At 49.2% G+C, this 25,353-nt stretch carries 23 protein-coding genes and 1 pseudogene; 18 read left to right on the plus strand and 6 right to left on the minus strand.

Annotated features, from left to right (window positions below):
- Positions 1-2 precede the first annotated feature (2 nt).
- Positions 3-281 (minus strand): annotated as a pseudogene (locus KXR87_RS02175) (pentapeptide repeat-containing protein); the annotation flags it as partial.
- Positions 282-899: 618 nt separating this feature from the next.
- Here KXR87_RS02175 and KXR87_RS02180 point away from each other — a divergent pair.
- Complete coding sequence (locus KXR87_RS02180) at positions 900-1,187, plus strand: flagellar transcriptional regulator FlhD (protein WP_437430630.1); 288 nt, start codon at positions 900-902, stop codon at positions 1,185-1,187.
- A gap of 234 nt (positions 1,188-1,421) precedes the next feature.
- Here the strand turns inward: KXR87_RS02180 and KXR87_RS02185 are convergent, their stop codons facing one another.
- Positions 1,422-2,189 (minus strand): AraC family transcriptional regulator, encoded by a 768-nt coding sequence (locus tag KXR87_RS02185; protein WP_437430631.1) that lies wholly within the window; start codon positions 2,187-2,189, stop codon positions 1,422-1,424.
- Between the two features lie 113 nt (positions 2,190-2,302).
- Here KXR87_RS02185 and KXR87_RS02190 point away from each other — a divergent pair, with 113 nt between their 5' ends.
- Positions 2,303-3,028 carry a type 1 glutamine amidotransferase gene (locus tag KXR87_RS02190; protein WP_437430632.1) on the plus strand — a complete coding sequence of 242 codons (726 nt, stop codon included), beginning with the start codon at positions 2,303-2,305 and terminating at the stop codon, positions 3,026-3,028.
- A gap of 115 nt (positions 3,029-3,143) precedes the next feature.
- Here KXR87_RS02190 and KXR87_RS02195 read toward each other — a convergent pair whose 3' ends face one another.
- Positions 3,144-4,058: a LysR substrate-binding domain-containing protein gene (locus tag KXR87_RS02195; RefSeq protein ID WP_437430633.1), complete on the minus strand. Its 915-nt coding sequence runs from the start codon at positions 4,056-4,058 to the stop codon at positions 3,144-3,146.
- A gap of 176 nt (positions 4,059-4,234) precedes the next feature.
- Here KXR87_RS02195 and KXR87_RS02200 point away from each other — a divergent pair, with 176 nt between their 5' ends.
- From KXR87_RS02200 to KXR87_RS02210, 3 genes are all read left to right on the plus strand, one after another.
- A complete protein-coding gene (locus KXR87_RS02200) occupies positions 4,235-5,011 on the plus strand; it encodes an SDR family NAD(P)-dependent oxidoreductase (protein ID WP_437430634.1) in 777 nt (258 codons plus the stop codon).
- 43 nt (positions 5,012-5,054) lie between these two features.
- Entirely contained in the window at positions 5,055-5,537 is a 483-nt protein-coding gene (locus tag KXR87_RS02205) for an OsmC family protein (protein ID WP_437430635.1), read from the plus strand.
- 63 nt (positions 5,538-5,600) lie between these two features.
- The gene (locus KXR87_RS02210) at positions 5,601-6,797 is read left to right on the plus strand and encodes an MFS transporter (RefSeq protein ID WP_437430636.1); all 1,197 of its coding nucleotides are present in this window, start codon (positions 5,601-5,603) and stop codon (positions 6,795-6,797) included.
- 166 nt (positions 6,798-6,963) lie between these two features.
- On the opposite strand, the gene gcvA is transcribed toward KXR87_RS02210, so the two are convergent.
- A complete protein-coding gene (gene gcvA / locus KXR87_RS02215) occupies positions 6,964-7,953 on the minus strand; it encodes a transcriptional regulator GcvA (protein ID WP_437430637.1) in 990 nt (329 codons plus the stop codon).
- Positions 7,954-8,213: 260 nt separating this feature from the next.
- Between gcvA and KXR87_RS02220 the strand changes: the two genes are divergently transcribed.
- The 13 genes from KXR87_RS02220 (at position 8,214) to asd (ending at position 21,863) form a co-directional block, all read left to right on the plus strand.
- On the plus strand, positions 8,214-8,495 hold the full coding sequence (locus KXR87_RS02220; protein ID WP_437430638.1) for a hypothetical protein: 282 nt from the start codon (positions 8,214-8,216) through the stop codon (positions 8,493-8,495).
- 26 nt (positions 8,496-8,521) lie between these two features.
- Positions 8,522-8,863 carry a carboxymuconolactone decarboxylase family protein gene (locus tag KXR87_RS02225; RefSeq protein WP_437430639.1) on the plus strand — a complete coding sequence of 114 codons (342 nt, stop codon included), beginning with the start codon at positions 8,522-8,524 and terminating at the stop codon, positions 8,861-8,863.
- A 61-nt stretch (positions 8,864-8,924) separates the two neighbouring features.
- On the plus strand, positions 8,925-9,599 hold the full coding sequence (locus KXR87_RS02230; protein WP_437430640.1) for a cupin domain-containing protein: 675 nt from the start codon (positions 8,925-8,927) through the stop codon (positions 9,597-9,599).
- Positions 9,596-10,729, plus strand: a complete 1,134-nt coding sequence (locus KXR87_RS02235; RefSeq protein WP_437430641.1) for a flavin monoamine oxidase family protein — start codon at positions 9,596-9,598, stop codon at positions 10,727-10,729. The genes KXR87_RS02230 and KXR87_RS02235 overlap by 4 nt, the downstream gene beginning before the upstream one ends.
- Positions 10,713-11,735 (plus strand): alcohol dehydrogenase, encoded by a 1,023-nt coding sequence (locus KXR87_RS02240; RefSeq protein ID WP_437430642.1) that lies wholly within the window; start codon positions 10,713-10,715, stop codon positions 11,733-11,735. Before KXR87_RS02235 ends, KXR87_RS02240 begins: the two co-directional genes overlap by 17 nt.
- A 31-nt stretch (positions 11,736-11,766) precedes the next feature.
- On the plus strand, positions 11,767-12,093 hold the full coding sequence (gene trxA, locus KXR87_RS02245; RefSeq protein ID WP_437430643.1) for a thioredoxin: 327 nt from the start codon (positions 11,767-11,769) through the stop codon (positions 12,091-12,093).
- A 52-nt stretch (positions 12,094-12,145) separates the two neighbouring features.
- Entirely contained in the window at positions 12,146-12,667 is a 522-nt protein-coding gene (locus KXR87_RS02250) for a carboxymuconolactone decarboxylase family protein (RefSeq protein WP_437430644.1), read from the plus strand.
- A 507-nt stretch (positions 12,668-13,174) separates the two neighbouring features.
- Positions 13,175-14,113 (plus strand): LysR family transcriptional regulator, encoded by a 939-nt coding sequence (locus tag KXR87_RS02255; protein ID WP_437430645.1) that lies wholly within the window; start codon positions 13,175-13,177, stop codon positions 14,111-14,113.
- A gap of 371 nt (positions 14,114-14,484) precedes the next feature.
- Positions 14,485-15,762, plus strand: a complete 1,278-nt coding sequence (locus KXR87_RS02260; protein WP_437430646.1) for an amino acid permease — start codon at positions 14,485-14,487, stop codon at positions 15,760-15,762.
- Between the two features lie 620 nt (positions 15,763-16,382).
- On the plus strand, positions 16,383-17,588 hold the full coding sequence (metC, locus tag KXR87_RS02265) for a cystathionine beta-lyase (RefSeq protein ID WP_437430647.1): 1,206 nt from the start codon (positions 16,383-16,385) through the stop codon (positions 17,586-17,588).
- Between the two features lie 140 nt (positions 17,589-17,728).
- Positions 17,729-18,115 (plus strand): RidA family protein, encoded by a 387-nt coding sequence (locus KXR87_RS02270; protein ID WP_437430648.1) that lies wholly within the window; start codon positions 17,729-17,731, stop codon positions 18,113-18,115.
- A 539-nt stretch (positions 18,116-18,654) separates the two neighbouring features.
- Entirely contained in the window at positions 18,655-19,758 is a 1,104-nt protein-coding gene (locus KXR87_RS02275) for an acyltransferase family protein (protein WP_437430649.1), read from the plus strand.
- A 1,217-nt stretch (positions 19,759-20,975) separates the two neighbouring features.
- Positions 20,976-21,863, plus strand: coding sequence for an archaetidylserine decarboxylase (asd, locus tag KXR87_RS02280; RefSeq protein ID WP_437430650.1), 888 nt, complete (start codon positions 20,976-20,978; stop codon positions 21,861-21,863).
- 145 nt (positions 21,864-22,008) lie between these two features.
- Here asd and KXR87_RS02285 read toward each other — a convergent pair whose 3' ends face one another.
- A complete protein-coding gene (locus KXR87_RS02285; protein ID WP_437430651.1) occupies positions 22,009-23,553 on the minus strand; it encodes a GMC oxidoreductase in 1,545 nt (514 codons plus the stop codon).
- 146 nt (positions 23,554-23,699) lie between these two features.
- Positions 23,700-25,223 (minus strand): GMC oxidoreductase, encoded by a 1,524-nt coding sequence (locus tag KXR87_RS02290; protein WP_437430652.1) that lies wholly within the window; start codon positions 25,221-25,223, stop codon positions 23,700-23,702.
- Between the last annotated feature and the right edge of the window lie 130 nt (positions 25,224-25,353).

Below are 25,353 nucleotides of genomic sequence, written 5' to 3' on the forward strand. Positions count from 1 at the left end.
GAAAAATCTACGCCAGTACAATCTGCAAGAGTAAATTTCGCCCCTTCGGTCTTACAGTGACTGAGGTTAGCGCCTTTAAGAGAGGCCCCTGAGAAATCAACATCACGGAGATCGCTAAATGAAAGATCGCTACCTGTTAAGTTTATATTTTGCAAGTTGAGTCCCCGCAGGTCCATAAATCGCAGGTCAGCGCCTGACATATCGGCCTGATATTTTGAGTTATTTAAACTATTTTGATGGTATTTCAGCAATTTTCTACGAAACGTGTTTTTGCTGTTCATGTCTGCTTACTTTTAGCATCGACAATAAATCAGGAGTGCAGTTAATCACTCTCTTCTTAAGGCCGCAACCTGGGCTGTTAATTTTCAGAAATACCTCAATAAAAATGCTCACATTAGGTTACATTTATTCAAGTGCTTGTCCCGTCAATACATTTCTCTTCGATGGGCAGGCTAACAGCGTTTTAGCGGAAAACGTTGAGCCAGAGACAGGCTGCCTTGTTGCCATGCATGGGCGGGTGACAACCCCTTATGGCCGGAGCATGAATACCCGCCCCTCAGAGTCTGATATTAACAGGCAGATGAAGTGCCCTGAAAACAGGACCAGATAAATAGCTCCCTGTTTACCATGAAATAGTGATTTTTAACCGGAAGGGGAATTATTCGTATTCAACATCAGGAGAGGTGCTTACAGGTAAATTGCCTGTATAAATTTTATTCTGACTAACATATATAATGCCAGCGGCTAAAATTTTAATTCATTGTTTTTATTGGTTAAAATTAAATTGTAAATTTACAAAATATATATGGATAAGTTGTATTTTCAATGTATCATTTGCCCGATTTTTAAAGGGCCGTTGGGTAAATTTTCCACGAATCTGGTTCAATCACTGGTGAGCAATGACAAACAAACGCACGGTTTTAGAAGATGTTCAGCAGTTTAATTTATCCTACCTCCTGCTTATCCAGAGGATTGCAAGCGAAACAGACTCTGATGTAACCACTATATCTGGCCTGAGTGAGGAAATGATAGCGGCAATTCAGTCGCTGGACTTACCGAAATTAGCATCGCTTGCCGAGACAAATCAGTTTCTCGTCAAACCTGCAGCAGGAATTATTAAAGATATATCTTTACCTTCTGGTTCAACTCAGTTGGATAAAGGCAGTGTATTCAATAAGTTTTTATAATGCTTTCTCTTTCTCTGGCTCCGCTTTAAGTGACATCACGTCTGTCACAGCGAATAAACGTGCCTGTTATTGACAACTATTCAGGCAGGTAAAACTCCTTTTTATGCCCCTCGCAACAGGTTGCCGGAAGGCTTATTGAGCAGGAAGCTCAAAGGCGAACCGGCAACGGGTGACATTAGCGGTAAGCGCGCGGTTTGTCCGAAAAAGGGTGGTGATATGCAAGCGCCACCCGGATCAATACTGACCTGGCGTTACCCCCATTACTGAACGGAATGCCGCTGAAAACGCAGCAGGAGATGAAAAGCCGAGTTGGTACGCAATCTGTTTAACGGGCACATCAGCAGAGAGCAGATCCAGCGAGGCATATATTCTGGCTCGCTGTTTCCATGTTCTGAAACTAAATCCCGTGTCACGTAAGAACAGCCGGGTAAAGGATCGCTCCGACATCGCAGCAAGGTCAGCCATATCCGTTAAAGATGTCTCCCATCGATAGCTGTGCATCAGTGCTTTCGCAGCATGACACAGGCGCTCATCTTGCGGCATTGGCAGTTCGGCCGCTACCGTTGGGGCCTCGCTGAGAATTTCCAGTAATAAAAGCAGCATTTTTCGCTTTAACGGGCCGTTATAGTCGTCTGTGAACAGATCCGCTATCAGGGTTTTTACCAGCGGCGTGGCGTTAATGATATGAACCAGATGACTGCGGGTGAAATTTGCACATGCTGAAATCAGACTCTCACTCACATAAATGGCGCGTAATTCCGTTTGCGAAAGCAGCCTGTAGGAATGGATCATCAAGGGCGGGATCCATAGCGCGCGCTGTGGAGGAATAACCCACCTTGCGTCTGTGGTTTCCACCAGCATCACTCCTCGGGTAGCAAATAAAAGCTGTCCTTCAAGATGATAGTGGGGCAGATCGACCTCTCCGCGCCGGTAAGAGATAGCCGTTGCTGACCAGCCTGTCGCTTCATCATGTCTTGGCGCTTTATCAATGCTTACTGGCATTTCAGATGTAACCCTCTTGTTTATCATGCTTTGGCTGCGGTTATCCGGCCAATGCCTTTGCGCCGTAACCCTACGCATAACGGAGTTGAGCACGTTTACAGGAGCATACGCCAATGCGAGTACATTTTGTTGTGCATGAATATTTTGAAGCCCCCGGCGCTTACGAAACCTGGGCCAGGAGCCGGGGCCATGAGGTCACCTTTTCCCGTCTTTATGAAGGTCAAAAATTGCCCAGCGACGCAGGCGGCATCGATTTGCTGATCGTCATGGGCGGGCCGCAGGATCCCTCCGTTACCGTGGAAGAGTGCGCCCATTTTGATGCCAACGCAGAGCAGGCGCTTATTGCCTCAGCGGTACGCGCGGGAAAAGCCGTGATTGGGGTCTGTCTGGGAGCGCAGTTGACTGGCGAAGCGCTGGGTGCCCCTTTCGCCCATAGCCCTGAAAAAGAGATGGGTGCCTTTCCGGTTACGTTGACTGACAAAGGGGAGAGCCACGAGCTCTTTACACACGTCGGGAAGACCTTTATGGCAGGCCACTGGCATAATGATATGCCTGGGCTGACCCCTGAAGCCGAAATCATCGCCTGCAGCGAAGGGTGCCCGCGCCAGATAGTGGCTTATACCGATCGGGTGTTTGGTTTTCAGTGTCATATGGAATTCACGCCAGAGCTTGTGGAACTACTGATAGCGCAGTCTGAACAGGAGTTAAAGCGAGCGGGAAAATACCGTTTCGTTCAGACCCCGCAAGAACTGCGGGCGAATGATTATAGCGATATGAACCTGAAACTACATACCTTTCTCGACAAGCTTGCTTCGCGCTATGCCCGGTTAGAGGGATGATTTTCTAAACCTCAACCCAAAGGCATGGGTTATGCCCGCATCCGTAAAATTTGAAGCACGCTGTTTAAGCAAGTGCGGTCAGACCATCATAATGATGCGGGTCCGGGTGTAGCGCTCACTTTTCCTCTTTCATCACCTCTTCAATAAGCCAGTCATGGAAAATTTTCACGTCGCGGCGTTCGCTGGTGTTGGGGGAGGTGACGATGTAGTACGCCCATTTTAACGGCCAGCGATGATCGGCGTGAAGCTGTATCAGCTGCCCTGTTTCGATATGCTGCTTTACCAACGCTTTGCGAACAATCGCCACACCACGACCGCTCAGGGCGGAAAGTATGACCGTGGAGGTTGAATTGATATGTAGCCCGCTCTCTTGTGCCGCAGGCGCATTTACGGCTGTAAAGACCTCTTCCCACGTGGGGAAGCCGGCGCCAGGGTGGGGAGTATCATCGTGAATCAGCTTTTGTGTGGCGAGCCACTCGCCGCAGCTTATCTTCTCCGGCGGAGCAAGCCGCGGGCTACACACCAGAACAGCTTCTTCATCCATGAGCCAGGTTTTGTTCACGCCCTGCCAGTCTCCCTGACCGCAACGGATGCCGATATCCGCCTCGCCGTGAGAGACATCCATGATTTTTTCAGTCACGTTCAGTCGAAGATCAATATTGTCATGGGTTTCAGAAAATCGGTTCAGACGCTCCATCAACCAGTTCATTACCAGTACCTGAGAGGCGGTGATCACTACCACCGAGCGGGACCGGCGGCCGCGCAACTTATGCAGGCCTGCCTCAAGCTTATCCAGCCCGTTGGTAATGTCCTCAAGTGCATCCTGCGCCTCTTCCACCAGCGTCAGACGTGCTTTACCTGAGCGGGTGCGATGAAGTAAGGGATGGCCCACCCACTCTTCAAGAGCGCGAACAAGCTGGCCTATTGCTGCAGGCGTAACGCCCAGTTCCTGCGCGGCGCCGGTAAAGCTGCCGTGGCGGGCTGTTGCCTCAAAAGCATGTAGCCATTTCAGTCGATTCAGGGAGCGCATACCTGACCTCTTTTCTGTTCAGTGGCAGCCAGTATACGTCACGGAGATAGATTTTCTTTCTCGTCTCGCAATTTCTTCTCATTCGTCAGCCTTATAAGGGCGTGGCATCCTGCTTTCACCCGATGAGCGAAACGCCGACTCATCTTGCGTAACTTTTGAATAAAACGAGGTTCATAATGCGTGCATCTTTTAGCGGTAAAAAGCTGTTGGTCGTGGGCGGTACGAGTGGAATGGGTTTTGAAACGGCAAAACGTATTCTCGACAATGGCGGTAGCGTCGTTCTGGTCGGCAACCGCCAGGAGAAAGCGGAGCAGGCGCGTCAGGCGCTGGCCGGTGCCGGCGAGGTTTCTGTCATCGTCGCCGACCTGATGACGGAAGCGGGCATGCAGCATGTGGTGAACACCATTAATGCCGAGCATAAAGATATCAGTCTGCTGGTTAATGCTGCGGGCGTCTTCTTCCCGAAAGCATTCACTGAACATGAAGCGGCGGATTATGACAGCTATATGAGCATTAACCGCGCCACTTTCTTTATTACCCGTGACGTGGTGCGCAACATGGTTGAGGCGGGTATTAAAGGCGCTATTGTCAACATTGGTTCAATGTGGGCGCAGCAGGCCATTGGCGCAACGCCATCTTCTGCCTATTCCATGGCAAAAGCGGGGCTGCATGCGTTGACCAAAAATCTGGCCATTGAGCTCGGCAGTAAAGGTATTCGGGTTAATGCCGTCTCTCCGGCCGTGGTACACACGCCCATTTATGAAGGCTTTATCCCTAAAGACGATGTGAAAGAGGTGATGAACAGCTTCGACAGCTTCCACCCGATCGGTCGTGTGGGTACGCCTGGCGATATTGCGGAAACAGTCGTCTTCCTGCTGTCGGATAAGACCGACTGGGTGACTGGCGCCATCTGGGATATTGATGGTGGTGTCATGGCCGGGCGTAACGCCTGATGAAGACGCCGTGCAGGTAAAGGTGCACGGCACAGGAGAAAAGATGGAAAGCGACGTTGCGAAGTATGACATCGTAACAACGTGGCGTGGCGGCATGGCGAGTCAGACCCGCTGCCATTCCTGCATTGTCGGACAAACCCTGCAGCCCTCACACGGTCAGGTCATCCATGCCGATGAGCCTGAAGCGTTAGGGGGGAAAGGAGCGGCGCCGAGTCCTCAGGAGCTGCTGTTGGCGGCATTTAATGCCTGCATGACCGCGGCCTTCGTTCATGAGGCCAGTCGGGAGAATATAGTCCTGACATCCCTGGAAATTCAGACATGGGGTGAACTCAGTACAGGCATTCCGGCTGCTTCTTTGCCGCTTGCGGAAGAAGCGCCCGGCCGGGTTCAGTACATCATTCACGTAAGTGGGAACGGCAGCATCACACAGTATGAGCAGATTCATCGGCAAGTGATAAATCTTTCCCCTAACCGCTGGCTGCTGGCCCGGAATATGACGATTGAAGGAAATTTAATCGTGATCTGAGCTGCCCCCCAATGAATACAGATTGTTCAGCGCGACTCACAATACATCAGGAAAAGTAATCTCATGACCGACGAATCAACGCTGTCTGTCGCAAAGCAGAATAATAATATCATTCGCCTGGCTTCAGCCCAGGCGTTAGCCGGAGCGAATTCGGTTGTTTTCTATGCCACCGGGGCAATTGTGGGAAACGCCCTTGCCCCGGATAGCTCACTGGCGACGCTACCTGTTACCATGTTTGTAACAGGCATGGCGGCGTGTATTCTCCCGTTGGGTGCGCTTGCGAAAAAGTACGGACGCAAAACAGCGTTTATGACCGGAACCGGAACGGGGGTAATTACGGGCCTGACGGCTGCGCTTGCCGTGGTGCTGGGTTCATTCCTCCTGTTTTGTATCGCAGCCTTTCTCGGCGGGGCCTATGCCGCTGTCGCATTGAGTTTCCGTTTTGCGGCGACGGATGGCGTCAACGCAGCGCGTCGGGCGCGTGCGCTGTCGCTGGTGATGGGGGGCGGTGTGGCAGCCGGGGTTATTGGCCCCATGCTGGTAACAAGCACGATGCATCTCTGGCCGCCTCACACCTTTGCGATAACTTTCATCGCGCAATCTCTTGTCGCAGCCATTTCGGCATGGGTGCTCAAAGGCGTAATTCCCGTAGAGTCGGTTGTGGTTGAAAAAAAAGCCGGACGCCCGTTGGGAGAGATCATCCGCCAGCCGGGCTTTATGCGAACCGTGTTCAGTGGCGCAGTGACTTACATGGTCATGAATTTCCTGATGACGGCGGCCCCGCTGTCCATGCATATGCATGGCATCTCGCAGGAGGCTTCAAATCTTGGCATCCAATGGCATGTGATTGCGATGTACGGTCCCGGCTTCTTTACCGGCAGGCTCATTAACCGTTTTGGCGCTATGCGTATTGCCGCACTCGGACTCGTGGTGACGGCCGGGTCCGTGATGGCAGGGTTAAGCGGGACAGAGATTTTTCACTACTGGTTATCACTGATTTTACTGGGGATTGGCTGGAGCTTTGGTTTCATTGGCGCGTCGACAAAAATCATCGATTACCATCGCCCTGAAGAAAAGACCCAGGTGCAGTCGCTCAATGACTTTGTGGTATTTGGCGTGATGATTATTGGATCATTTTCGTCGGGGGCACTGCTCAATCTCTTTGGCTGGAATGCGGTGCTATGGGGATCGCTTGTCCCGGTCGGCCTCGCGTTTCTCAGTATTATTAAAAGTGGCAGGGCGACGAAAGCGCAGGGATAGCGCCGGTCAAACCGGACTTTTTGCAGGTCTGTTCACACATGCCCTTACAACGTGAAAGCGTGTAAGTCCGGTTTGTTTCGCTACGGTTCAGACGTCTGGCTGGAAGCGCGTACTATGACTTAGCGTCAATCAGCGGGGAAACGCCTTTTGCTGCAGGCAGGCTTCATCATGATGGTTTGCCTGATTCAGCATGTTTTTTCCCGCCTGCATTGCCGGTAACCGAGCTAGTCTGCTGGGTATGGTTAACGACGGTGGCTTGCTGGATAACCCATTCGCGGAAATAAGCAATCTTTGGAAGAGTGTCGCAGCCGGGGCGATAGACAAGGTAATAGGCCAGCGGGCTGGGCAGAGACAGTTCCGGGCAGAGCCTTACCAGGCGCCCGCTTTTAAGATCATCTTCAACCATGATGCTGCGCGCCAGCGCAATGCCATGCCCGTCAATGGCCGCCTGTAGCACTGCCGCTGAGCTATTGATCCTGAGACCGGGTTTACGCGCTATGGCCTGGACATTGAAACGCTTAAGCCATTGCTCCCAGGTAATAAAATCTTTGTGATATTCCATCGACAGATCGTGGATCAGCGTCTGTTCCGGTACGCCAGTCAGGCAATTTAGCGCCGGGTTCAGAGATATCATCGACGGTGCGCAAACCGGGAATACCTCTTCCGACATCAAGAGTTCTGCCTGCAACCCCTCCCACTGACCCAGCCCATAGCGGATCCCCACATCCATACCCTGGGCGGTGAAATCGAGAATTTTAAGACTGGTTTCAAGACGAACATCAATATCCGGCCAGCGGCTCTGGAAATCTTCAATGCGCGGTAGCAGCCATTTCGCCGCAAAGGCGGGACTGATGGTGACATTGAGAATGCCGTTTGTCGCCCCCTCACGCATTAACGTCATCCCCAGGTTCAGGCTGTGAAACCCGGCGCGGATGTCGGGTAATGCACGCACCGCAGGTTCGGTCAGCACCAGGGGAGCGCGTCGGTTATTGCTGCGATGAAATAACGGGTAACCCACCACATCCTCCAGGGAGCGCACAAGCTGCCCGACGGCTGCAGGGGTCACGTTCAGCTCTTCAGCGGCCAGGGAGAAGCTCTGGTGGCGGGCGCTGGCTTCGAAGGCGCGTAATGCGTTGAGATAAATGGGTATCTTCATATTTGAAAGAAAAACTTTTTAGAGAGCCAAGATTATCTCATTTGTTCAGTGTAAACATCATCAACATAATGCAGAAACGGTGAGGATGATCATAACAAATTTCGAAAATAGCTTGGTTATTGGTCATTTTTTAACAAAAAGATTTTCTTTCTGTTTTTCCTTTCGAAGAGCGCTGGAAGATACCGTCACCGTGCAACATATGGGATGCGATCGGCTCTATTTATAACCGACCGGTAATTAATCGAATCCAGGAGTTAATCATGGCTTATTTGCAAATTACGTTGGATATCAGTGAGCAAAACCGCGCTGCGGCAGCAGCGGTGTACCAGAAATATAAAGCTCCTTTCCTTAATAACATTGAAGGTGCGGTTTCAAAATCGCTGCTGGTACGTAAAGAGGATGTTCAGGTTCTGCATGGTTTTAAAACTGAACAACAGGCGCAGGCATACCTGAGTTCTCAGCTTTTTACGGACGATGTGGTTGAAGCACTGAAACCCTATCTCAACAGTGCGCCCGATGTGCGTATCTACGCGATTGCCTGAAAACCCCAACGCTTAAAGAGGCTTATATGTATCTGGACTGGACTGAACTGCGTAAAGAATTACGCTCTGCCGTCGGTAAATTTGCGGGCCTGCAGCCTGATTTTATGCAGGGTATCGACACCATGGAGAAAAGTACTGCTGCGTCCGGGCATCTGGATGCCAAAACCCACGAGCTGATTGCGCTGGCGGTGGCTATTACAACGCGCTGCGATGGTTGCCTGTCTGTTCACGCAGAAGCTGCGGCAAAGCATGGCGCTACGCGTGAAGAGATTGCTGAAGCATTAGCTGTGGCTATTACCCTGAATACCGGGGCGGCACTGGTTTACTCAAGCCGTGCACTTGATGCGTTTGACGCATTACCAAAATAAGCAGAGCACGGTGGCTCTCCTTGCGGAGAGTCACTTTTTACAGAATTTTCGGATTTCCAGGATGTTAATTAATCACGATTTCAACCGGCGGGTCACAATAGCCACTGATGATTATAAATGGGTGAACTCGCCACAGGCTGGTGTCGATCGTGTGATGCTGGATCGTATGGGTGGGGAAATTGCACGTGCTACCAGTATTGTCCGCTATCGTCCTGAAACGGCTTTCCCCTTCCATCATCATCCAGGCGGTGAAGAGATTCTGGTGTTATCCGGCCAGTTTTCTGAAGGAGAGTGTGACTACCCGGCCGGATGGTATCTACGCAACCCTCCGGGGTCTTCTCATCAACCGCATAGTCAAAAAGGCACGATGCTTTTCGTCAAACTGGGGCAGATGATGGCCGGTCAGTACCCACGCGTTCGCATCGACACGTGTGATGCGGCGAACTGGTATGAGCATGACGGAATGATGAGATGTCCCCTGTTTGAAAATGAACAGGAGAGCACTTTCCTGCTGCGCCTGACGACCGGGACCCTGCTGCATGAACCTGCGCGGGTCGGCGGGGCAGAACTGTTCATTGTGGAAGGCTCGCTTCTTGAGGGAAATGGCCTTTACGAAAAAGGAAGCTGGCTTCGCATCCCCGTCACGCAACCACTGGTTTTCTGCGCCGGCTCGGACAATACCTTGTTGTACCTGAAAAAAGGGCATCTCTCAGCGATGCAGGAAACCGCACCATGATAAAAACGCAGGTGGCTATTGTCGGCGCGGGCTTAAGTGGCTTGTATGCCGCCACTCTGCTGGATCAAGCCAATATCGATTATTTGGTGCTTGAAGGCAGGGATAGGGTCGGGGGGCGTATTCAGCAGGCGGGAGAGACGGGGCTCGATTTGGGCGCAACCTGGATATGGCCTGCCGTTCAGCCTGAGGCCGCCGGCGTGCTTGCGGATCTCGGCATAACGTTTATCCCGCAGAATGAGTCGGGCGATCTGTTGTATGAACGCGCAATGGGATCGCTGTCTCGCTATCCGGGGTATGTCTCTTCTCCTGCTGCCATGCGTGTACGTGACGGCATGTATCAGGTCACTGAAAAGCTGAAGCAACGCCTGCCAGGAGAAAAAATCACTACCGGTGTACGTATCACCCATGCTGAACGTGTGGATGAGAAGATAATGCTCCGGGGGAGCACAACGCACGGCGATCGTATCGTTGTACAGGCTGAACAGCTTCTGCTGGCCTTGCCACCCGGACTTGCAGCCAACATTCATTTTACCCCCTCACTCCCTGAGGCACTCACGGATGAATGGCGGCACACCGGCACGTGGATGGCGCCACATGCAAAATATGTTGCGCATTTTAATGAAGCATTCTGGCTGGCTGATGGGCTGTCCGGCGAAGGGCGCAGTATGGTTGGCCCGCTTGTGGAGCTACATGACGTATCCGTGCCTGGCGGCGTCAGCGCCCTGTTTGGTTTTCTCGGCATTCCTGCGCAATCCCGCCAGACGCTTGGGGAAGAGACCGTGCTTTCCCTGTGCCGCGCGCAGCTGGTCAGACTGTTTGGTGAAAAAGCGGCATCTCCTGTTGAGGAGTTTCTTAAAGACTGGTCTGCCGATCCCTTCACGGCGACGCCGCACGATTTAACGTTACAGGCAGGGCACCATGTTCCGCCAGCCTTTGCGGTAGAGAAAGCGTGGGCGCACGTTCTGACCGGAATTGCCAGTGAATGGTCCCCAACATTTCCAGGTTATCTCGCGGGTGCTATTGAAGCAGCGCGAGAAGGTGTTAACCGGGTGATGGCAAAAATGAGATCAGATAACCCCACCTTTCAGGATTGGAATGACACGGAGAGAAACAGTGAAAAAGACCTATAAGGCCATGCAGGTTACTACCCCCGGTCAACTGGAGATGGTCGAACGCGCATTACCGGTTCCCGGCCCGGGCGAGGTGTTGATAAAAGTGGAAGCGTGCGGCATTTGTGGTGCCGACACGGGGGCCATTGAAGGGGTTGAGAAAGGGGTGGAATACCCGCGTGTCCCCGGTCACGAGGTGGTGGGCACTATCGCTCAACTGTCGGAACAGGTTCCGGCTTATCTGAAAGTCGGTCAGCGCGTCGGCGTCGGTCGCCTGGGCGGACACTGCAATGCCTGTGATCAGTGCCGCCTCGGTCACTTTAACCTATGCCAGAATCAACCTGTGACCGGCAGCTCGCGCGATGGTGGCTATGCGGAGTACATGCTCGCGCGGGCCACCGGGCTGGTGGCTATTCCGGAAGACCTCTCTTCCGTCGATGCCGCGCCCTTGCTCTGCGCCGGTATTGCTACCTTCAATGCGTTAAAAAAATCCCGGGCGCAGGCAGGTGATACCGTGGTCATTCAGGGCGTGGGTGGGCTTGGCCATCTTGCATTGCAATATGCGCGAAAAATGGGATTTCGCGTGGTGGCGGTGGGTCGAGGGGATGACATTGCTCAGGAGGTCGACCTTCTTGGGGCACACGTCTATATCGACATTATTCAACAGGATGCGGTAGAGGTCATTAAAGGGTTAGGGGGCGCCCAGGTGATTTTATCAACCATTACCGACAGCCCGGCCGTATCCGCGCTGGTACCTGCACTTGCCCCTCAGGGCAAATTGATGGTGGTGGGGGTCGGGAAAGAGAACCTCTCACTGATGCCAGGCTTGATGGTCGGAAGAGAAATTTCGGTACAGGGAGCCATTACCGGAACACCGGTTGAATTAGAAAAAGCCCTGGATTTCAGCCTGCTGGCTGATGTACGCGCCATGATTGAAACCCTGCCGCTGGAAAACGCACAGCAGGCCTGGGAAAAAATGCGCTCAGGCCGGGCTAAATTCCGCATGGTTCTCACCATGAATCAGTAAAATATGCCACATAAGGAAAAGGAAAAGAGTCATGACCATTAAGTCGCTGTCTGCTGATGAGTTTTCTGACGAAGTGCTGAACGCTACGCTCCCGGTCTTAATTGATTTCTGGGCACCCTGGTGTAATCCATGTCGTGCTGTTTCCCCTGTTATTGACGACATTGCCCAGGAACATGAAGGGAAATTAAAAGTCTTTAAAGTGAATGTTGATGAGCAACCCGAATTAGCGGCCCGCCACGGCATTCGTTCTATTCCCTTCTTTACGTTTTTTGTCGGGGGTGAGGTCATTATGGAGTTTGCAGGTGTCAGACCTAAAAGCGATTTTGATACGCTGCTTTCGCATATTCTGAGTCAGTAATAATGCACGCTTCTCATTAAGAAATATAAAAATTCATCTGCATGAGGCCACAATGAGCAATGTACGGGTTACCCCCTGGCAGGATAACGAGGCTGTTCCTGCGCCATTACTGGAAGCGATGCAAGCGCGTCGACCGAATCGGGAATTAATTGGTATTGATCGGGTGTTGCTTAAAAGCGTCCCGCTGGCTACAGGCTGGAATGAACTTCTGCGTCGGGTGCGCGCGGATTTAAGCCTGGAGCTTGAATACCGTGAACTTATCATGTTACGCGTTGCGGTACTGAACGCGGCGGAATTCGAATGGGGAGTACACTACCCTGCATATCTGCAAGCGGGTGGCAACGAAGCAAAAGCCCGGGCCCTAAAACACGCTATTATCGATGAAGCCTTATTTAACCAAATTGAGCTGGCACTGATCTCCCTTACCGATCAGTCGACAAAGAACGTTACTGTGGATGCTGAACTGATCGCATTACTAAAATCATGGATCGGTGATACCCAAACGGTTGAAGCCGTGGCGACAGTTGCTGCTTATAACATGGTTTCACGTTTTCTGGTTGCGCTGGATATCTAACGACTACCAACGCGCTGGTTATCTTTTCCGGATATCCCTGCCGATAATCCGCAGGGATTGCTATGGGCGAAATCATCAGGAATAGCATTCCTGATGATTTTGACAGTAACAAGGGGAGATAAGGTTTGGCTTAGATACATTTCATCTCGCACGAATTTAATTCGCTTTTACGGTGTCGTTCCATCTTATTTTCCCCGCCATTATCCCTGGCCTTGTGCGCTACCTGGGTGTCCCAAAGGCATGTGGGGGAGAGACATACGCCTCGCTTTTCAGGTTTTGCATTTAAAATGCTAACACCCTCCATAAGTGAAAAACGCAAATTGATGTGATGACTGGCATCAAGCCTGTGCAGGGGCGGTACAGGCTTTTTATGAAAGAAAAACTTTCTGGCTGGTAAAGTAAATCTGCTTTGGTTGTGAATTTTTTTCAACACATACTGCTGCTATCTAAAGAGTGATACTCACTCTTAATCACTCAGCTTGTGTACCTTCATTAAGAGTGGACGATATGCCAATACCACTGACAATCAAACAGATAGAAATGCTGGTTAAGATAAGCGAAGGGAAAGGACTTTCTGAAGCAGCCCGACTGCTTAATCTTTCACCTTCCGCCATCAGCAAAGGGCTTGCGGTGATGGAAGAAAACCTGGGGGTTCCGCTTATTCAAAGAACCACGCGTACCTTTCAGCTGACCGAAGCGGGTGAATATTTTGTGTCACGTGCCAGCGAATTATTAAACGAGTTTGATGATATTGTTAACACGACCTGCGGTTATTTTAATCACCCGCATGGTGCATTAAAAATTACCTGTTCCGTCGCATTTGGTTACGCGCATTTGATCGATATTTTTGAAGCGTACCGGCAAAAGAATCATGATGTAGAACTCATTCTTGACCTCAACGATCATCTTATTAACCTGAACGAAAATAATGTAGACATAGCGCTCAGGATCACCGCAACACCACCGCAGAATTATGCGGCTCGTAAACTTTCCAAAATTAGCTGGATGTATTGTGCCTCCCCGAACTATCTGCAGCGCATGGGGACGCCGACGAAACGCGTTGAGCTGATAAGCCATCAGTGTCTGGTGTACCCAGGTCTGACCCCGCCTTTACGCTTTACGGATGTGTCATCGTCGCATCCGCACTGTGACCTTAAGGCGAAGACGCCGGTGCAGGCTAACAGTAGCCTCGTACTGCTCAAGGCTGCGCTTTCCGGGCAGGGCATTGCCTGGCTGCCCTCTTATCTGATCAGTAAGCATATCACCAGTGGCGAACTGCTGCCGCTGAAGCTGGACGGGAAGTATGCGTATCCTACGCACAGCCTCTATGCACTCTACTTCCCCAGCAAGTTTCGTAACCCCAAAGTCCGTTCTTTTATCGATTTCCTGGTTGAAGAAAAGCAGCCGTGGAGTGCCTGGGAAAAAGATATCGACGCACTGGTATAACAGAAAATAATCAAACACGATTCAGATCACGTTTTTAAATCTATGGGTCAATAAACATTATTATAAAAATCTATTGTTTGGATCACATTTAGCGATAACAAAAAATAAATAATTGCGTGGTTGATCATAAGTTTTTTAGATAATTGGCTGTGAATAAAAGTGGAAACTGTTTTCTCTAATATTCATTCGCTATCGTTTTTTTGGTGTGTAAAGCTTTCTCTACTCAGTCATTAATAACCACATGGTTATTAGAGTGGAAATATCGGCAAAAAAATTAGTGAAACTTTCCCATGCAAGTTTGACAAAGTGTAAGAGCATATTGCGTTGTAATGTTCAGCCGGTTGATTATTTATAGTTGAGTGGGGACTCCTATGAGCGTAGGAATTAATAACGAAATGATTAATAAAAAGAATATACCCTTCACCATGTATGATCTGGGGTGGGTGGTACTGTGTATCGGTGCTGCTATCGGCTCCGGAATTGTCTTTTTTCCATTACAGGTTGGTCTGAAAGGTGTGTGGGTATTTGCTCTGGCAGTTATTCTGGGCTACCCGGCAGTTTATTATATGCAAAAGTTGTTCATCGAAACGATGGCGCGTAGCGATGAACATGATTCTTACCTGAGTATTATTACCAGCTATGTGGGTAGTCGCTGGGGAGTATTCCTCGGGGCGCTTTATTCCATCACCATGCTGAAATCAATGGTCGAATATGCACTGGCCATTACTAATGACAGTGCTTCTTACCTTAAAACATTCGGTCTGACGACTCAGACATTATCCGAACACTGGTGGTGGTCATTATTATTAATCGCCGGTCTTTCACTGGTGGCCTCCAAAGGCGAAAAGATGCTGTTCAAAGTTTCAGGCAGTATGATTGCGGTGAAACTGGTGATCATTGTCGCTATTGGTTTTGTGGTTGTGCCTTTCTGGGACCTTAATAACATTGGTGATTTCCCAAGCGTCAGCCACCTGGTTGTTGGCACTTTCCCGACTCTGCCTTTTGCCATCTTCTCCATTATGTTCGTCGGGATCCTGAACCCGATGAACATCGCTTACAAAAGGCGTGAAGAAGATAAAGAGGTGGCGAAATACAAAGTATTGCGTGTACACAAAGTGGCCTACGGAATTCTGGTAGCAACGGTGTTACTGTTCGTGGTGTCTATCGTGTTGTCTATCAGCGAAGCAGACGCTTTACGCGCTTATCAGGACAACATTTCTGCCCTTGCGCTGGCGGCAAAAGTGATACCGGGTGCCACCGTAAAATACATGAGCGTGATCCTCAACGTTTTTTCCATCGTGACGGCATTCCTTGCGCTCTATCTGGCAGTGCACGAATCCTTCGTTGGGTTAATCAAGGTTGCGGCTAAGAAACTTTTCAAACAAAAAGATAACAGCGAGAAATTCAACAGCATTACTGCCTTCTTCATGGTTGTTCTGGTGTTGTGGTTGATTGTATTAACTAACTTCCCGATTCTGAAAGTGTTTGTGTTTGGTGGCGTAACCTATGGTCTTATCAGTTGTATCGTGCCCGGCGTTATTATTCTGAGGAATGACAAATTCGTCGATTTACGTGGGGCGTCAGTCTACTACGTTATTTTGATTGGCATGCTGATGTGTATCGGACCCTTTGTCATGCTGTTCTCGTAGTGGTATGAGGTGCAGTGAAGTGAGTGGCAGAAGGGTACTTCAGGTAACACTTTTTTGATTGATTTCTGTATTTTTGGTCGTGCTGCGGGTCATCATGAAATAATGCGATGAAGACCCGCAGAGTTGAATTTAGTTATAGGTAAATATTGATTATTGAAAGTCGAAGGCATAATGCCAGTACCAGGGTAAAGTCAGAAAAGGGTAAAAGTTGTTAAGTTTGAAAATTGCCAAAGGAGTACAAAACTTGCCGTCGCCAGTCCTCATGGAGTGACTCAGGCAGAGTAAAAGGGAAGGCGTCATTTCATCAGGAGGCGGTATTCCCAATCCTGTACTGTTTGAGGCGGAATGTTTCTTTAGGCAAAGTTCAAAGATGAAATGAATACAGCCCAATGGTTAAGCAACCTATTAAGCCAGGGCGTCGTTTATGTTCCAGGAACGTTTTTTACTGTCATCAGCTGAAAGCTCAACCCTGAGGATGTCATACGTAACCGTATCGGGCGAGCATCTTAAAGACGTAGTGTTTAGGCTGAAACGTTCTCTGAATGCGTTGCCCTTTTCATTCGTAGCGAAAAGGGCAGATAAATTGAGTCAGTAAGTGTAGTAAGTAAAGGAAGGGAAAAATGTCGAATCACAATTTTGATAACCAGGTGTCAGCAGAAACCTATCTTTGCCACGGCCCGTTTGATCCGGATGTCTTCGGGGGCGTAGTTAACCCACCGGTCTACCATGCATCAACCGTTATCTTTAAAAACTGCAAAGAGCTTAGTGAACGTCATCAGGCGCTGTTTGAAGACGCGGAAGATGAAGTCATGTATTACGGCCGTTTCGGAACACCGACGACCTTCGCTGTACAGAAGGCGCTGGCAGAACTGGAAGGCGGTTATCGTGCGCTGTTAGTCCCGACCGGCCTCGCGGCCTGTACCAGTGCGTTACTGGCACTGGTGAAAGCCGGGGATCACATTCTTGTCAGTAGCAGCGTTTACGGGCCTACACGCGGTTTCGTTAATAATGTGCTGGCAAAAATGGGTGTTTCAGCCACCTTCTTTGATCCAACAATTGGCAACGGTATCGCCGATCTCTTTAAAGAAAACACGACGGTGGTCTTTACGGAATCTCCAGGTTCACAGACCTTTGATATTCAGGATATCCCGGCCATCACCAGCATCGCCCATGAGCGTAATGCCAAAGTGATTATTGATAACACCTGGGCTACACCTCTGTTCTTTAAACCCTTTGATCATGGTGTTGACGTCTCCGTCCATGCCGCCACGAAATACATTGTTGGTCACTCAGATGCCCAGATGGGGCTGATTACCGCAAATAAAGAGACCTGGCTTGCCATTCGCCGCTTCGTCTATCTGTTTGGCCTGCATGCCGCCCCGGATGATGTCTACCTTGCGCAGCGTGGCCTGCGTACCATGTCACTGCGTCTTGAGCGCCACCAGGCTTCGGCACTGAAAATTGCCCGGTGGTTTGAAGAGCGTCCTGAAGTTGAACAGGTGTTGCACCCGGCACTGCCTTCCTGCCCGGGTCATGAGATCTGGAAACGCGATTTCACCGGCTCAAGCGGGCTGTTCAGCGTTGTGCTGAAGCCGCAGTACTCAAAAGCGTCTGTTGAGAAATTTATTGATAGCCTCGAATACTTTGGTATTGGTTTCTCATGGGGCGGGTTTGAAAGCCTGGCGATACCTTTCAATCCACGCAAAGACCGCCCTGAATACCACTGGCCCTATGAAGGTGAGGCATTCCGTTTGCAGATTGGCCTGGAAGATCCTATCGATCTGGTTAAAGACCTCGATCAGGCTATGCGTCATCTGCAAGGCTAATCCTGTCCCTGCTGTCTGCGCCAGCCTGCCTGGCGCAAAGAGGCTGACAGATTTTTTCACCTTTACCCGCCGCCGTAAGCGGGATGTTTTGCCTGTTTATTTTCCACCCCAACGGGCCTTTTTAATTATCAGGAGAAACAATGAAATCGATTATTAATACAGAATCTGCGCCCGCTGCGATCGGGCCCTACTCGCAAGCCATTTCGTTTGGCGATCTGGTATTCACTTCCGGGCAGTTGCCGTTGAACCCGGAAACGATGGCGTTTCCCGCCGATGAAGTGAAAGCACAAACTCGGCAGTCGCTGCTCAATGTGAAAGCGGTGCTGGAACAGGCAGGCGCATCACTGGATACGGTTATTAAAACCACCTGCTTCCTGGCAAGAATGGAAGATTTTGCCGCATTTAACGAAGTCTATACCGAGTTCTTTGGTGATGTTGGCGCACCGGCGCGCTCTTGTATTCAGGCAGGAAAATTGCCAAAAGATGCACTGGTAGAAATCGAAGCGGTTGCATACATTAAAAAATAATGGTGGGAGAGCGTAGCGAAACAATGCATCAGGGGTGGTGCCGTTTCGCTATTGCTCTCCTTTTTTTAGTTTTCAATGGCTGATTAACAACAACGCGAACAACGCGGGCCATAAGGAGAGGGGCGCACGTCAGCACTGGCCAGACCGGGTAACAGGGTCCTCTGTTCGTCAGGGTTGCCTGCACGTGTCGAGAAAGTGTAACAGCATAAGGCCCCCACACCTGGGGGCTTAACGTTGGCTCTGACGCAGTGCATGAGCAACGTGAGGCCGTATCTCTTTGGCAGAGGTGACCTTACGTCGCGGATGATGACGCGGTCTGAAGATCTGCGCGAGCAGGTCATCTGTTGCCGTCTTCGACCAGGCAAGGACCGTGTAGATGCAGCGAGAGATGCACCAGCCAGGTAGGGTGGCTTTTGCTTCGTTAACAGTCCGTGACAGGTTAAATTAATAATGGCTTGTTAATAGGGTGTTTTTATCACTTCTGTAAATTGAGAATCGCCTATATTATTACGATAACTTTCCTCTTTTCGGCGAAAAACATGCATGCTACGAAGAAGGCCCGTATAGATGGGCCGGATATTTTGCGCGGCTTTGCTGCGATATCCGTTATTATCGTTCATCTTATTGCGCAATCAGGAATAGATTACGGCCCAGTAATCAGCCACATAGGAAGCAAGTTTACCGCAAGCGTAACATTATTTTTCGCCATCAGCGCTTTCTCAATTGCATATACATACAATGATGAATTTATAAATAAGGCTGACTTTAAGGCATTCTTTATTAAACGCTTTTTCCGTCTGGCGCCGCTGTTTTACATTGCTATGCTGATTGAAGGGATAATCATCTGGTACGTCTTTCATCATCTTCCATCCGCATTTGAACTGCTGATGTCAGGAACATTCCTTTTTAATCTTGTACCTAAGATGCAGGAGGGTATCGTGTGGGCGGGGTGGTCTCTCAGTATTGAGTGGATATTTTACCTGCTTTACCCGGTCATCTTTGTTATGTGCAACCACAAGAAGCTGATTGCCATACTCTGGGCTCTCTCTATCTTTGTTTCGTCCAGTATTGCGCAGGCTCCCGGCGCGACTGAGAGTGAAGTGTACATGAACATCCTTAACCACATGGTGTTCTTCATCTCCGGTATTGCCGTTTATCTCTGGCTTCCTGAGCTACACAAACTGAAAGCAATGCTGGGAAGTAAAGCCACTACCGTATCTGGCCTGATGCTGCTGGCTCTTTTTGCCTTCCTTATTTACTACTTCAGCCTGTCCGGATATCCGTTAAATTTATATGCCTGTTATTCCCTTGTATGGATAGGAATGATTTCCGCTTCTATCGTAGGAATGCCTTCGTTTCTTAATACGACCTTTACCCGTTTCCTTGGCAAGGCCAGCTACAGTATTTATCTGATGCATGGAATTGTGCTGTATTTGCTTGAGGCAGTAGGATTATATAAATGGATAAATGTATTTGAGGTTTCCCAGGTTGTTAAGTTCCTGATTGCTGCAGTTATCACCGCATCTCTGACGACCCTGATTTCAAACTTTACATATCATCTTATTGAAATGCCTGGTATGAAGCTTGGCCGATGGATAATTAATCGGAAAATCAGACCGGTTGCCGTAGAGGCGAATACATAAAAAAGGCCCCTTATGGGGCTTTTTTATGAGTGCATGGCGACATAACCGAATCTGGCTGACAACGTATAGAAATGGTGTTTTCTTAAAAAAATAGTGACAATGAAGAGGGGTGAAGGACGCCCCTGATTAAGCGACAGGATTATATGGTGCTCCTGCAGGAATCATTTTAGGTTTACCTTGTGCAGGAACGCCACGAGGAATAAATTTTTATGTAAGCTTACAACGATATGTTTTGCTGAGGATAATCCTCACACTTCTGCTCTGTTGATAATATTCACTTTCATATTCCGTCCGTGGCATCTGATGACTTGAACCATGCCGACGCTTACTGCTATAAAATATTTCGATGTTATAAAGATATCGCTGTGGGCTTTTTCCAGCTTATCGTAGATCTTTTTATTTAACCGTTAGCGTTTTGGCTCTTTATGGCGTCGACGGCCCCCGGCCTGAGCATCTTACGGTTCTTGTTTAGGAGAAGCATCCGTACCATCCTTCTTTATCCAGACGTAAAGGCTATGGGGAGGATATCGGGACGTGTTGCAATGCTGGGAACAGAAGGACTACGCTAAATAACCTGTTTTACAGGGATTAACTTCGATAACTCACAATCAATCGCCAACATGGGTTCTCCAGTTAGACTGAATTTATGGACAGGCAGATCGCTGGAATACGGGAATGTGTCGTTTTAAACACAATTCTTCCTCAGAAGTGGTAAGTTATTTAAATCGGTTGATCAGATTAATGTTGAGTGAAAGGTGATGATAACAAGTAATGATGTAGTCAGGTCCTGATTTATCAAGAATGTGCGATCGGTTTAAATTTGTTTAGTTATTGTCACTACTGTTTTGGGGCGCAGTGTTTTATGATTTAGATATAATATTCAGTATGTTGTTCCTATGCTTCACATAGCATCCTGTTCTGATTCCTTTGTTTTTTCGTTAATAAATTATATTCATTTCTGTTTTTTCTTCTGGTGAAAGATGTAATTTTTGTAGGGGAGGTCATTAGCCCCAGAATGTAGTTGGGTAACAAACATGCTGGTGATTATTTCTTTATCGCACTATAGAGTATGCTTTACGTTAACGCGGTTGAAAGAATATCTGTCTGGACTACAAATTTTATCTTCCTTGTCGAGATTTCGTTAGATCAGGAGAATAGTCTGTTACTTAAATCTAATAAGAAATGTATCGACGTTTATCTGTCGCGGAGTTTTGTTTATGTCTCTCAAAGACCATATTTTCGGTTTGGTTCAATATCTGGTACCACAACATCTTCTGTCGCGGTTAATGGGCAGTCTTGCAGATTGTCGGATTTCCTGGTTTAAAAAAATTATCATCGCCTGGTTTGTGCATCGTTACAATGTGGATATGAGTGATGCGCTCGTCGAAGATATTGAAGAGTATGAGAGTTTCAATGCCTTTTTTACCCGCACGTTAAAAGCTGATGCTAGGCCAATTGTGAATGAAGAATGTGCCATATTGAGCCCTGCAGATGGCACTGTTAGCCAGATCGGAATAATCAAACAGGGCCGCCTCTTTCAGGCGAAAGGGCATGACTATAGCCTGACAGCACTACTTGGTGGTGATGAAAATCGTGCGTTGCCATTTTTAGCAGGGGCGTTTGCCACCGTTTACCTCTCACCTGGGGATTACCACCGCGTGCATATGCCAGTGACGGGCATTTTACGCGAGATGATCTTTATTCCTGGCAAACTCTTTTCCGTTAACGATACTTCGGTCAGGCAGGTACCCAATCTTTTTGCGCGTAACGAACGCGTTGTTTGTCTTTTTGATACTGAGCATGGACCTATGATAGTCGTTCTGGTTGGAGCCATGATTGTGGGGTCGATTGTGACCTCATGGGCAGGTCGAATAAATCCAGCGGGGCGGGGCGTGAAATCAGTGAGCTATAAAGGACTGACGAATAAGATGCTCCGACTCGAAAGAGGCGAAGAACTTGGGCATTTTGAGTTGGGATCTACTGTGATCGTCCTGTTTAGCGCAGGGAAGATTAACTGGGAGGAAACATTAAATCCAGGGGAGGTAGTGCAGGTTGGGGAGAAGATCGGTGAGGGTAAGTGTGAAAAAGGGTCGTTAATCAAATAGCGGACATACTCATCGGGGATCGTTCTTAGAGTATTGCTATTCATCATGTGCAGAGAGCGAACCCATAGCGGTAGTCTGACATGCCTGATATTCCTGCGTAGGTAGTAACCCTCAAGATGCCCGCTAAAGGCGGGCCTGATTCTTGTTAACCCATCGTCTGGTGAACCTTTACAGCAGTGACGTCACTTTCTTCCAGTTTTTTTATCAGCCGGTCTGCGACGTTGGCCGACCAGGCGGCAATGGTCAGGCTGGGGGCGCCACCCGGAGAGGCGGGAAGGGCGGATGAGTCTGCGACGTACAATCCGGGATGATCGAATACTTCCCCATTGGCACCTACTACACCATCCGCGTTTGACATCCCCAGGCAGGCTCCCCCCATTGGATGGACGGTGACCGGGTTTCGCGGTGCATAGATTTTTGTGTTAGTGCGGGCCTTGATGTTTTTTAACTCATTAGCAATGTCTGCATAAATGCTGTTTTCTTTTTTGCTATAGCAAATTTTAAACTTACCGCGCTTCATGGCAACGGAACCGTTGCTGTCGTCGCCGCCGAAAGCAATGATAACTGACTGCTTACGTAACCACCGTTTCAGAAATGATGGCAGAGGTATATTGTCCAGGCCCTGAATGCCAGCACGAAGGACAATAACGCGTTCGTTAGTGGAGTCCTTCAGGCGGAAAGGTGAAGCGATAGGCATACCTTTGGACAGGTCAGTAGCGCTGTTCTCTTTCCAGACGCCAAAGAAGTCGCCATTACCGCTGAATTTATGGCCGAGCCGGGGCATGCCCGAAAGGCCACCTTCACTGTCACGACTGCGCAGTAATAGTCGCAAGGTATTAAGGGCTCCGGCAGCCATAATCAGATGTTTTGCCTGCACGTTTTCAACTTTACCGCTCAGATGATTGTGATACTGCACCTCGTAGCGCATGTTGCAGTCATCCTGAGAGTCAAGCTTATGGATCGACAGGGCTTCACACATCTCCTGCACTGCCAGGCCCTGTTTCATCGCAGGCCAGATAAAAGTAAAGTCGAGGGTGGTTTTGGCTCCTGAAGGCGAACCCAGGAAGCTGTTGTTTTTCATGTCACACTCCCAGCGCTCAATGCCATCGCGATCCGTTATTTTGACGGGGTAGCCTGGTGTTTGAGGTATCAACATGCCGATCGCAGGGTCGCCGAGAGGAGTGAGTAAACCATTATAATTCGCCTCTTCAATACGGTTGGGTACCTTATCGGCAGCGGTCAGCGGGCGGGCATTAAAGGCCCTGGTTATTTCTTCATAGTAGCGTTCCATTTTCATCTGGTTTATCTCTGGGTGATGGTTATCCCAGTAATCTGCGGCCAATGGCCTTTCCAGAAAACCTGCATAAACATGGCTACCGCCGCCCACGCTTGATGAGCAGATAATGTTGATACCTTTACCCGCATAAGCCTCGATAAAGCCTTTTTTATTAAGCGTGAATGTTTTTTTAAACAGATGTGAGCCTACTGTTCTCAGACCATGCGTAAAGGCTTTATTCCCCTGGGGGAGAGGAACGAGGTTTTTAATACCAAGTGAACGGTTAGGTACCGTATCGCGCCAGGGTCCGCGCTCCAGCATTAAGACGTCTCGGCCCGCAGCGGCCAGACGTTGCGCAGCAATCGCGCCACCAAAACCACTGCCAATAATCAGTACTTCAACTTGTTTTGTCATTGATTAACCTTGTAAATGTTCCTGTCAGGCGCAAGTAAGCGCAAACCAGAGAGGGAAGGGGATAAGGGCGGAGCGTCTGGCTAAACAGCTCCGTTCGGAAAAAGGTCCGCTTAGCGGTATTAACGAGCTTGCGAAGCAGGATTGTGCTATTGCAATGACTCTTTTTTAAGTGTGTCGAGCAGTCTGTCGGCAACGTTGGCAGCCCAGGCGGCAATAGTCAGGCTGGGTGGCCTGCCAGGGGATTCTGGTAGCGCGGCCGCATCGGCAATGTAGAGGCCCGGGTTGTCAAATACCTCTCCATTGGCACCTATTACGCCGTCCTGGTTAGAATTACCAAGGGAAGCACCTCCAAGTGGCTGAACGGTGACAGGCTCAGAAGGGGAGTAGATTTTGGTGCCGGTCCTGATTCTGATCTCACTGACTTCGTTATCTATCTCCTGATAGACGTGGCTGTCCTTTTTGTTATAGAGCACGCTGAATTTGCCACGATTTAATGTCATCACCCCGTTGTTATTGTCTTTGCCTAGCGCAACGATAAAGGTATTTTTGCGCAACCATCTTTTAAGGAAGGCGGGACAGGGAATGTCATCCAGCCCCTGAATGGCGGCACGTAATACCTGGACGGATCGGCTGGTGGAATTTGCCACCCGAAAGGGGCCGCTCAGAGGAAGACCGGTCGAGAGGTCGAGAGTGCTATTCTCTCTCCAGAAACCAAAATAGCCGCCATTAGTACCAAATCCTTTACCCAGGCGCGGCATACCCTGCAAGCCTGCACTGGTGTTACGGCTATGCATTAATAAGCGAACAGTGTTCAGGCAGCCTGCGGCTAAAATTACATGCCGGGCTCGTACGCATTCATTCGTGGCTTTATGATGATTACGATAGTGAATTTCATAGCGCATGGCGTCAGCTTCACTTGTTTGCAGCCTGTGAATGACCTTCACTTCGCACATATCACGAACAACCAGACCACTGCGTATGGCCGGCCAGACAACCGAAAAGTCGAGCGTGGTTTTAGCGCCGCTGGGGGAACCCAGGATGCTATTATTCTTATATTCACACTCCCAACGTGTCACGCCATTCGTATCAACAACTTTTTCAACCGTGCCGGGGTTAGCAGGGAGCAAGATCCCAATAAAAGGGTTAGCCAGTCCCTGTGTAGATAATGTGCCCTCATAACTTGTCTGACAGATATCATTCGGCACCCGATCATCCTTGTTAGCAGCTCTTGCATTCAGAAGATCGAGGATTTCAGCATAATAATTATCCATTGCTGTTTTTGATAAGAGCGGATGACGATTAGCCCAGTAATCAGGATCGGAGGGTTTTGCCAGCATGGCTGCATAGATGTGACTCCCTCCGCCGACGCTGGATGAGCAAATAATATTAATGCCCTTGCCGCTGAATACTTCGATAAAGCCTTTTTTATTAAGCAGGAGAAATTTCTTTAACCGATGCGAACCGATGGATCGTAAGCCGTGCGTGAAGACTTTTTTTCCCTGAGGTAAAGGCGCAAGATTTTCCAATCCTGTCGATCTATTAGGGACAGTATCCCGCCAGGGCCCTCTTTCCAGCATTAGTACATCGCGTCCGGCATCCGCGAGGCGTTTTGCAGCTATGGCACCGCCAAAACCACTTCCTATAACAACAATTTCTGCCTGATTTTTCATTAAAACACCTGAGTTATGTATAAATATTTTCCTGAGGTAATGATTAAAATCTGGGACTGCATATAAATATCTAACTACGTTAATTTGGTCATTATTGTTAACGTTTAGGTTGTATCTTGTTACGGAATCA

The sequence above is a fragment of the Yokenella regensburgei genome (genome assembly GCF_051486985.1).
Lineage (GTDB): Bacteria > Pseudomonadota > Gammaproteobacteria > Enterobacterales > Enterobacteriaceae > CBFFRJ01.

Excerpts from the sequence above, each read along its gene's own strand:
- KXR87_RS02285 (WP_437430651.1), bottom strand. The coding sequence starts at position 23,553 with ATGACAAAACAAGTTGAAGTACTGATTATTGGCAGTGGTTTTGGTGGC.
- KXR87_RS02235 (WP_437430641.1), top strand. The coding sequence starts at position 9,596 with ATGATAAAAACGCAGGTGGCTATTGTCGGCGCGGGCTTAAGTGGCTTG.
- KXR87_RS02205 (WP_437430635.1), top strand. The coding sequence starts at position 5,055 with ATGGAAAGCGACGTTGCGAAGTATGACATCGTAACAACGTGGCGTGGC.
- KXR87_RS02255 (WP_437430645.1), top strand. The coding sequence starts at position 13,175 with ATGCCAATACCACTGACAATCAAACAGATAGAAATGCTGGTTAAGATA.
- KXR87_RS02230 (WP_437430640.1), top strand. The coding sequence starts at position 8,925 with ATGTTAATTAATCACGATTTCAACCGGCGGGTCACAATAGCCACTGAT.
- KXR87_RS02250 (WP_437430644.1), top strand. The coding sequence starts at position 12,146 with ATGAGCAATGTACGGGTTACCCCCTGGCAGGATAACGAGGCTGTTCCT.
- KXR87_RS02290 (WP_437430652.1), bottom strand. The coding sequence starts at position 25,223 with ATGAAAAATCAGGCAGAAATTGTTGTTATAGGAAGTGGTTTTGGCGGT.
- KXR87_RS02260 (WP_437430646.1), top strand. The coding sequence starts at position 14,485 with ATGAGCGTAGGAATTAATAACGAAATGATTAATAAAAAGAATATACCC.
- asd (WP_437430650.1), top strand. The coding sequence starts at position 20,976 with ATGTCTCTCAAAGACCATATTTTCGGTTTGGTTCAATATCTGGTACCA.
- KXR87_RS02185 (WP_437430631.1), bottom strand. The coding sequence starts at position 2,189 with ATGCCAGTAAGCATTGATAAAGCGCCAAGACATGATGAAGCGACAGGC.
- KXR87_RS02210 (WP_437430636.1), top strand. The coding sequence starts at position 5,601 with ATGACCGACGAATCAACGCTGTCTGTCGCAAAGCAGAATAATAATATC.
- trxA (WP_437430643.1), top strand. The coding sequence starts at position 11,767 with ATGACCATTAAGTCGCTGTCTGCTGATGAGTTTTCTGACGAAGTGCTG.
- KXR87_RS02200 (WP_437430634.1), top strand. The coding sequence starts at position 4,235 with ATGCGTGCATCTTTTAGCGGTAAAAAGCTGTTGGTCGTGGGCGGTACG.
- gcvA (WP_437430637.1), bottom strand. The coding sequence starts at position 7,953 with ATGAAGATACCCATTTATCTCAACGCATTACGCGCCTTCGAAGCCAGC.
- KXR87_RS02180 (WP_437430630.1), top strand. The coding sequence starts at position 900 with ATGACAAACAAACGCACGGTTTTAGAAGATGTTCAGCAGTTTAATTTA.
- metC (WP_437430647.1), top strand. The coding sequence starts at position 16,383 with ATGTCGAATCACAATTTTGATAACCAGGTGTCAGCAGAAACCTATCTT.
- KXR87_RS02190 (WP_437430632.1), top strand. The coding sequence starts at position 2,303 with ATGCGAGTACATTTTGTTGTGCATGAATATTTTGAAGCCCCCGGCGCT.
- KXR87_RS02225 (WP_437430639.1), top strand. The coding sequence starts at position 8,522 with ATGTATCTGGACTGGACTGAACTGCGTAAAGAATTACGCTCTGCCGTC.
- KXR87_RS02275 (WP_437430649.1), top strand. The coding sequence starts at position 18,655 with ATGCATGCTACGAAGAAGGCCCGTATAGATGGGCCGGATATTTTGCGC.
- KXR87_RS02270 (WP_437430648.1), top strand. The coding sequence starts at position 17,729 with ATGAAATCGATTATTAATACAGAATCTGCGCCCGCTGCGATCGGGCCC.
- KXR87_RS02220 (WP_437430638.1), top strand. The coding sequence starts at position 8,214 with ATGGCTTATTTGCAAATTACGTTGGATATCAGTGAGCAAAACCGCGCT.
- KXR87_RS02195 (WP_437430633.1), bottom strand. The coding sequence starts at position 4,058 with ATGCGCTCCCTGAATCGACTGAAATGGCTACATGCTTTTGAGGCAACA.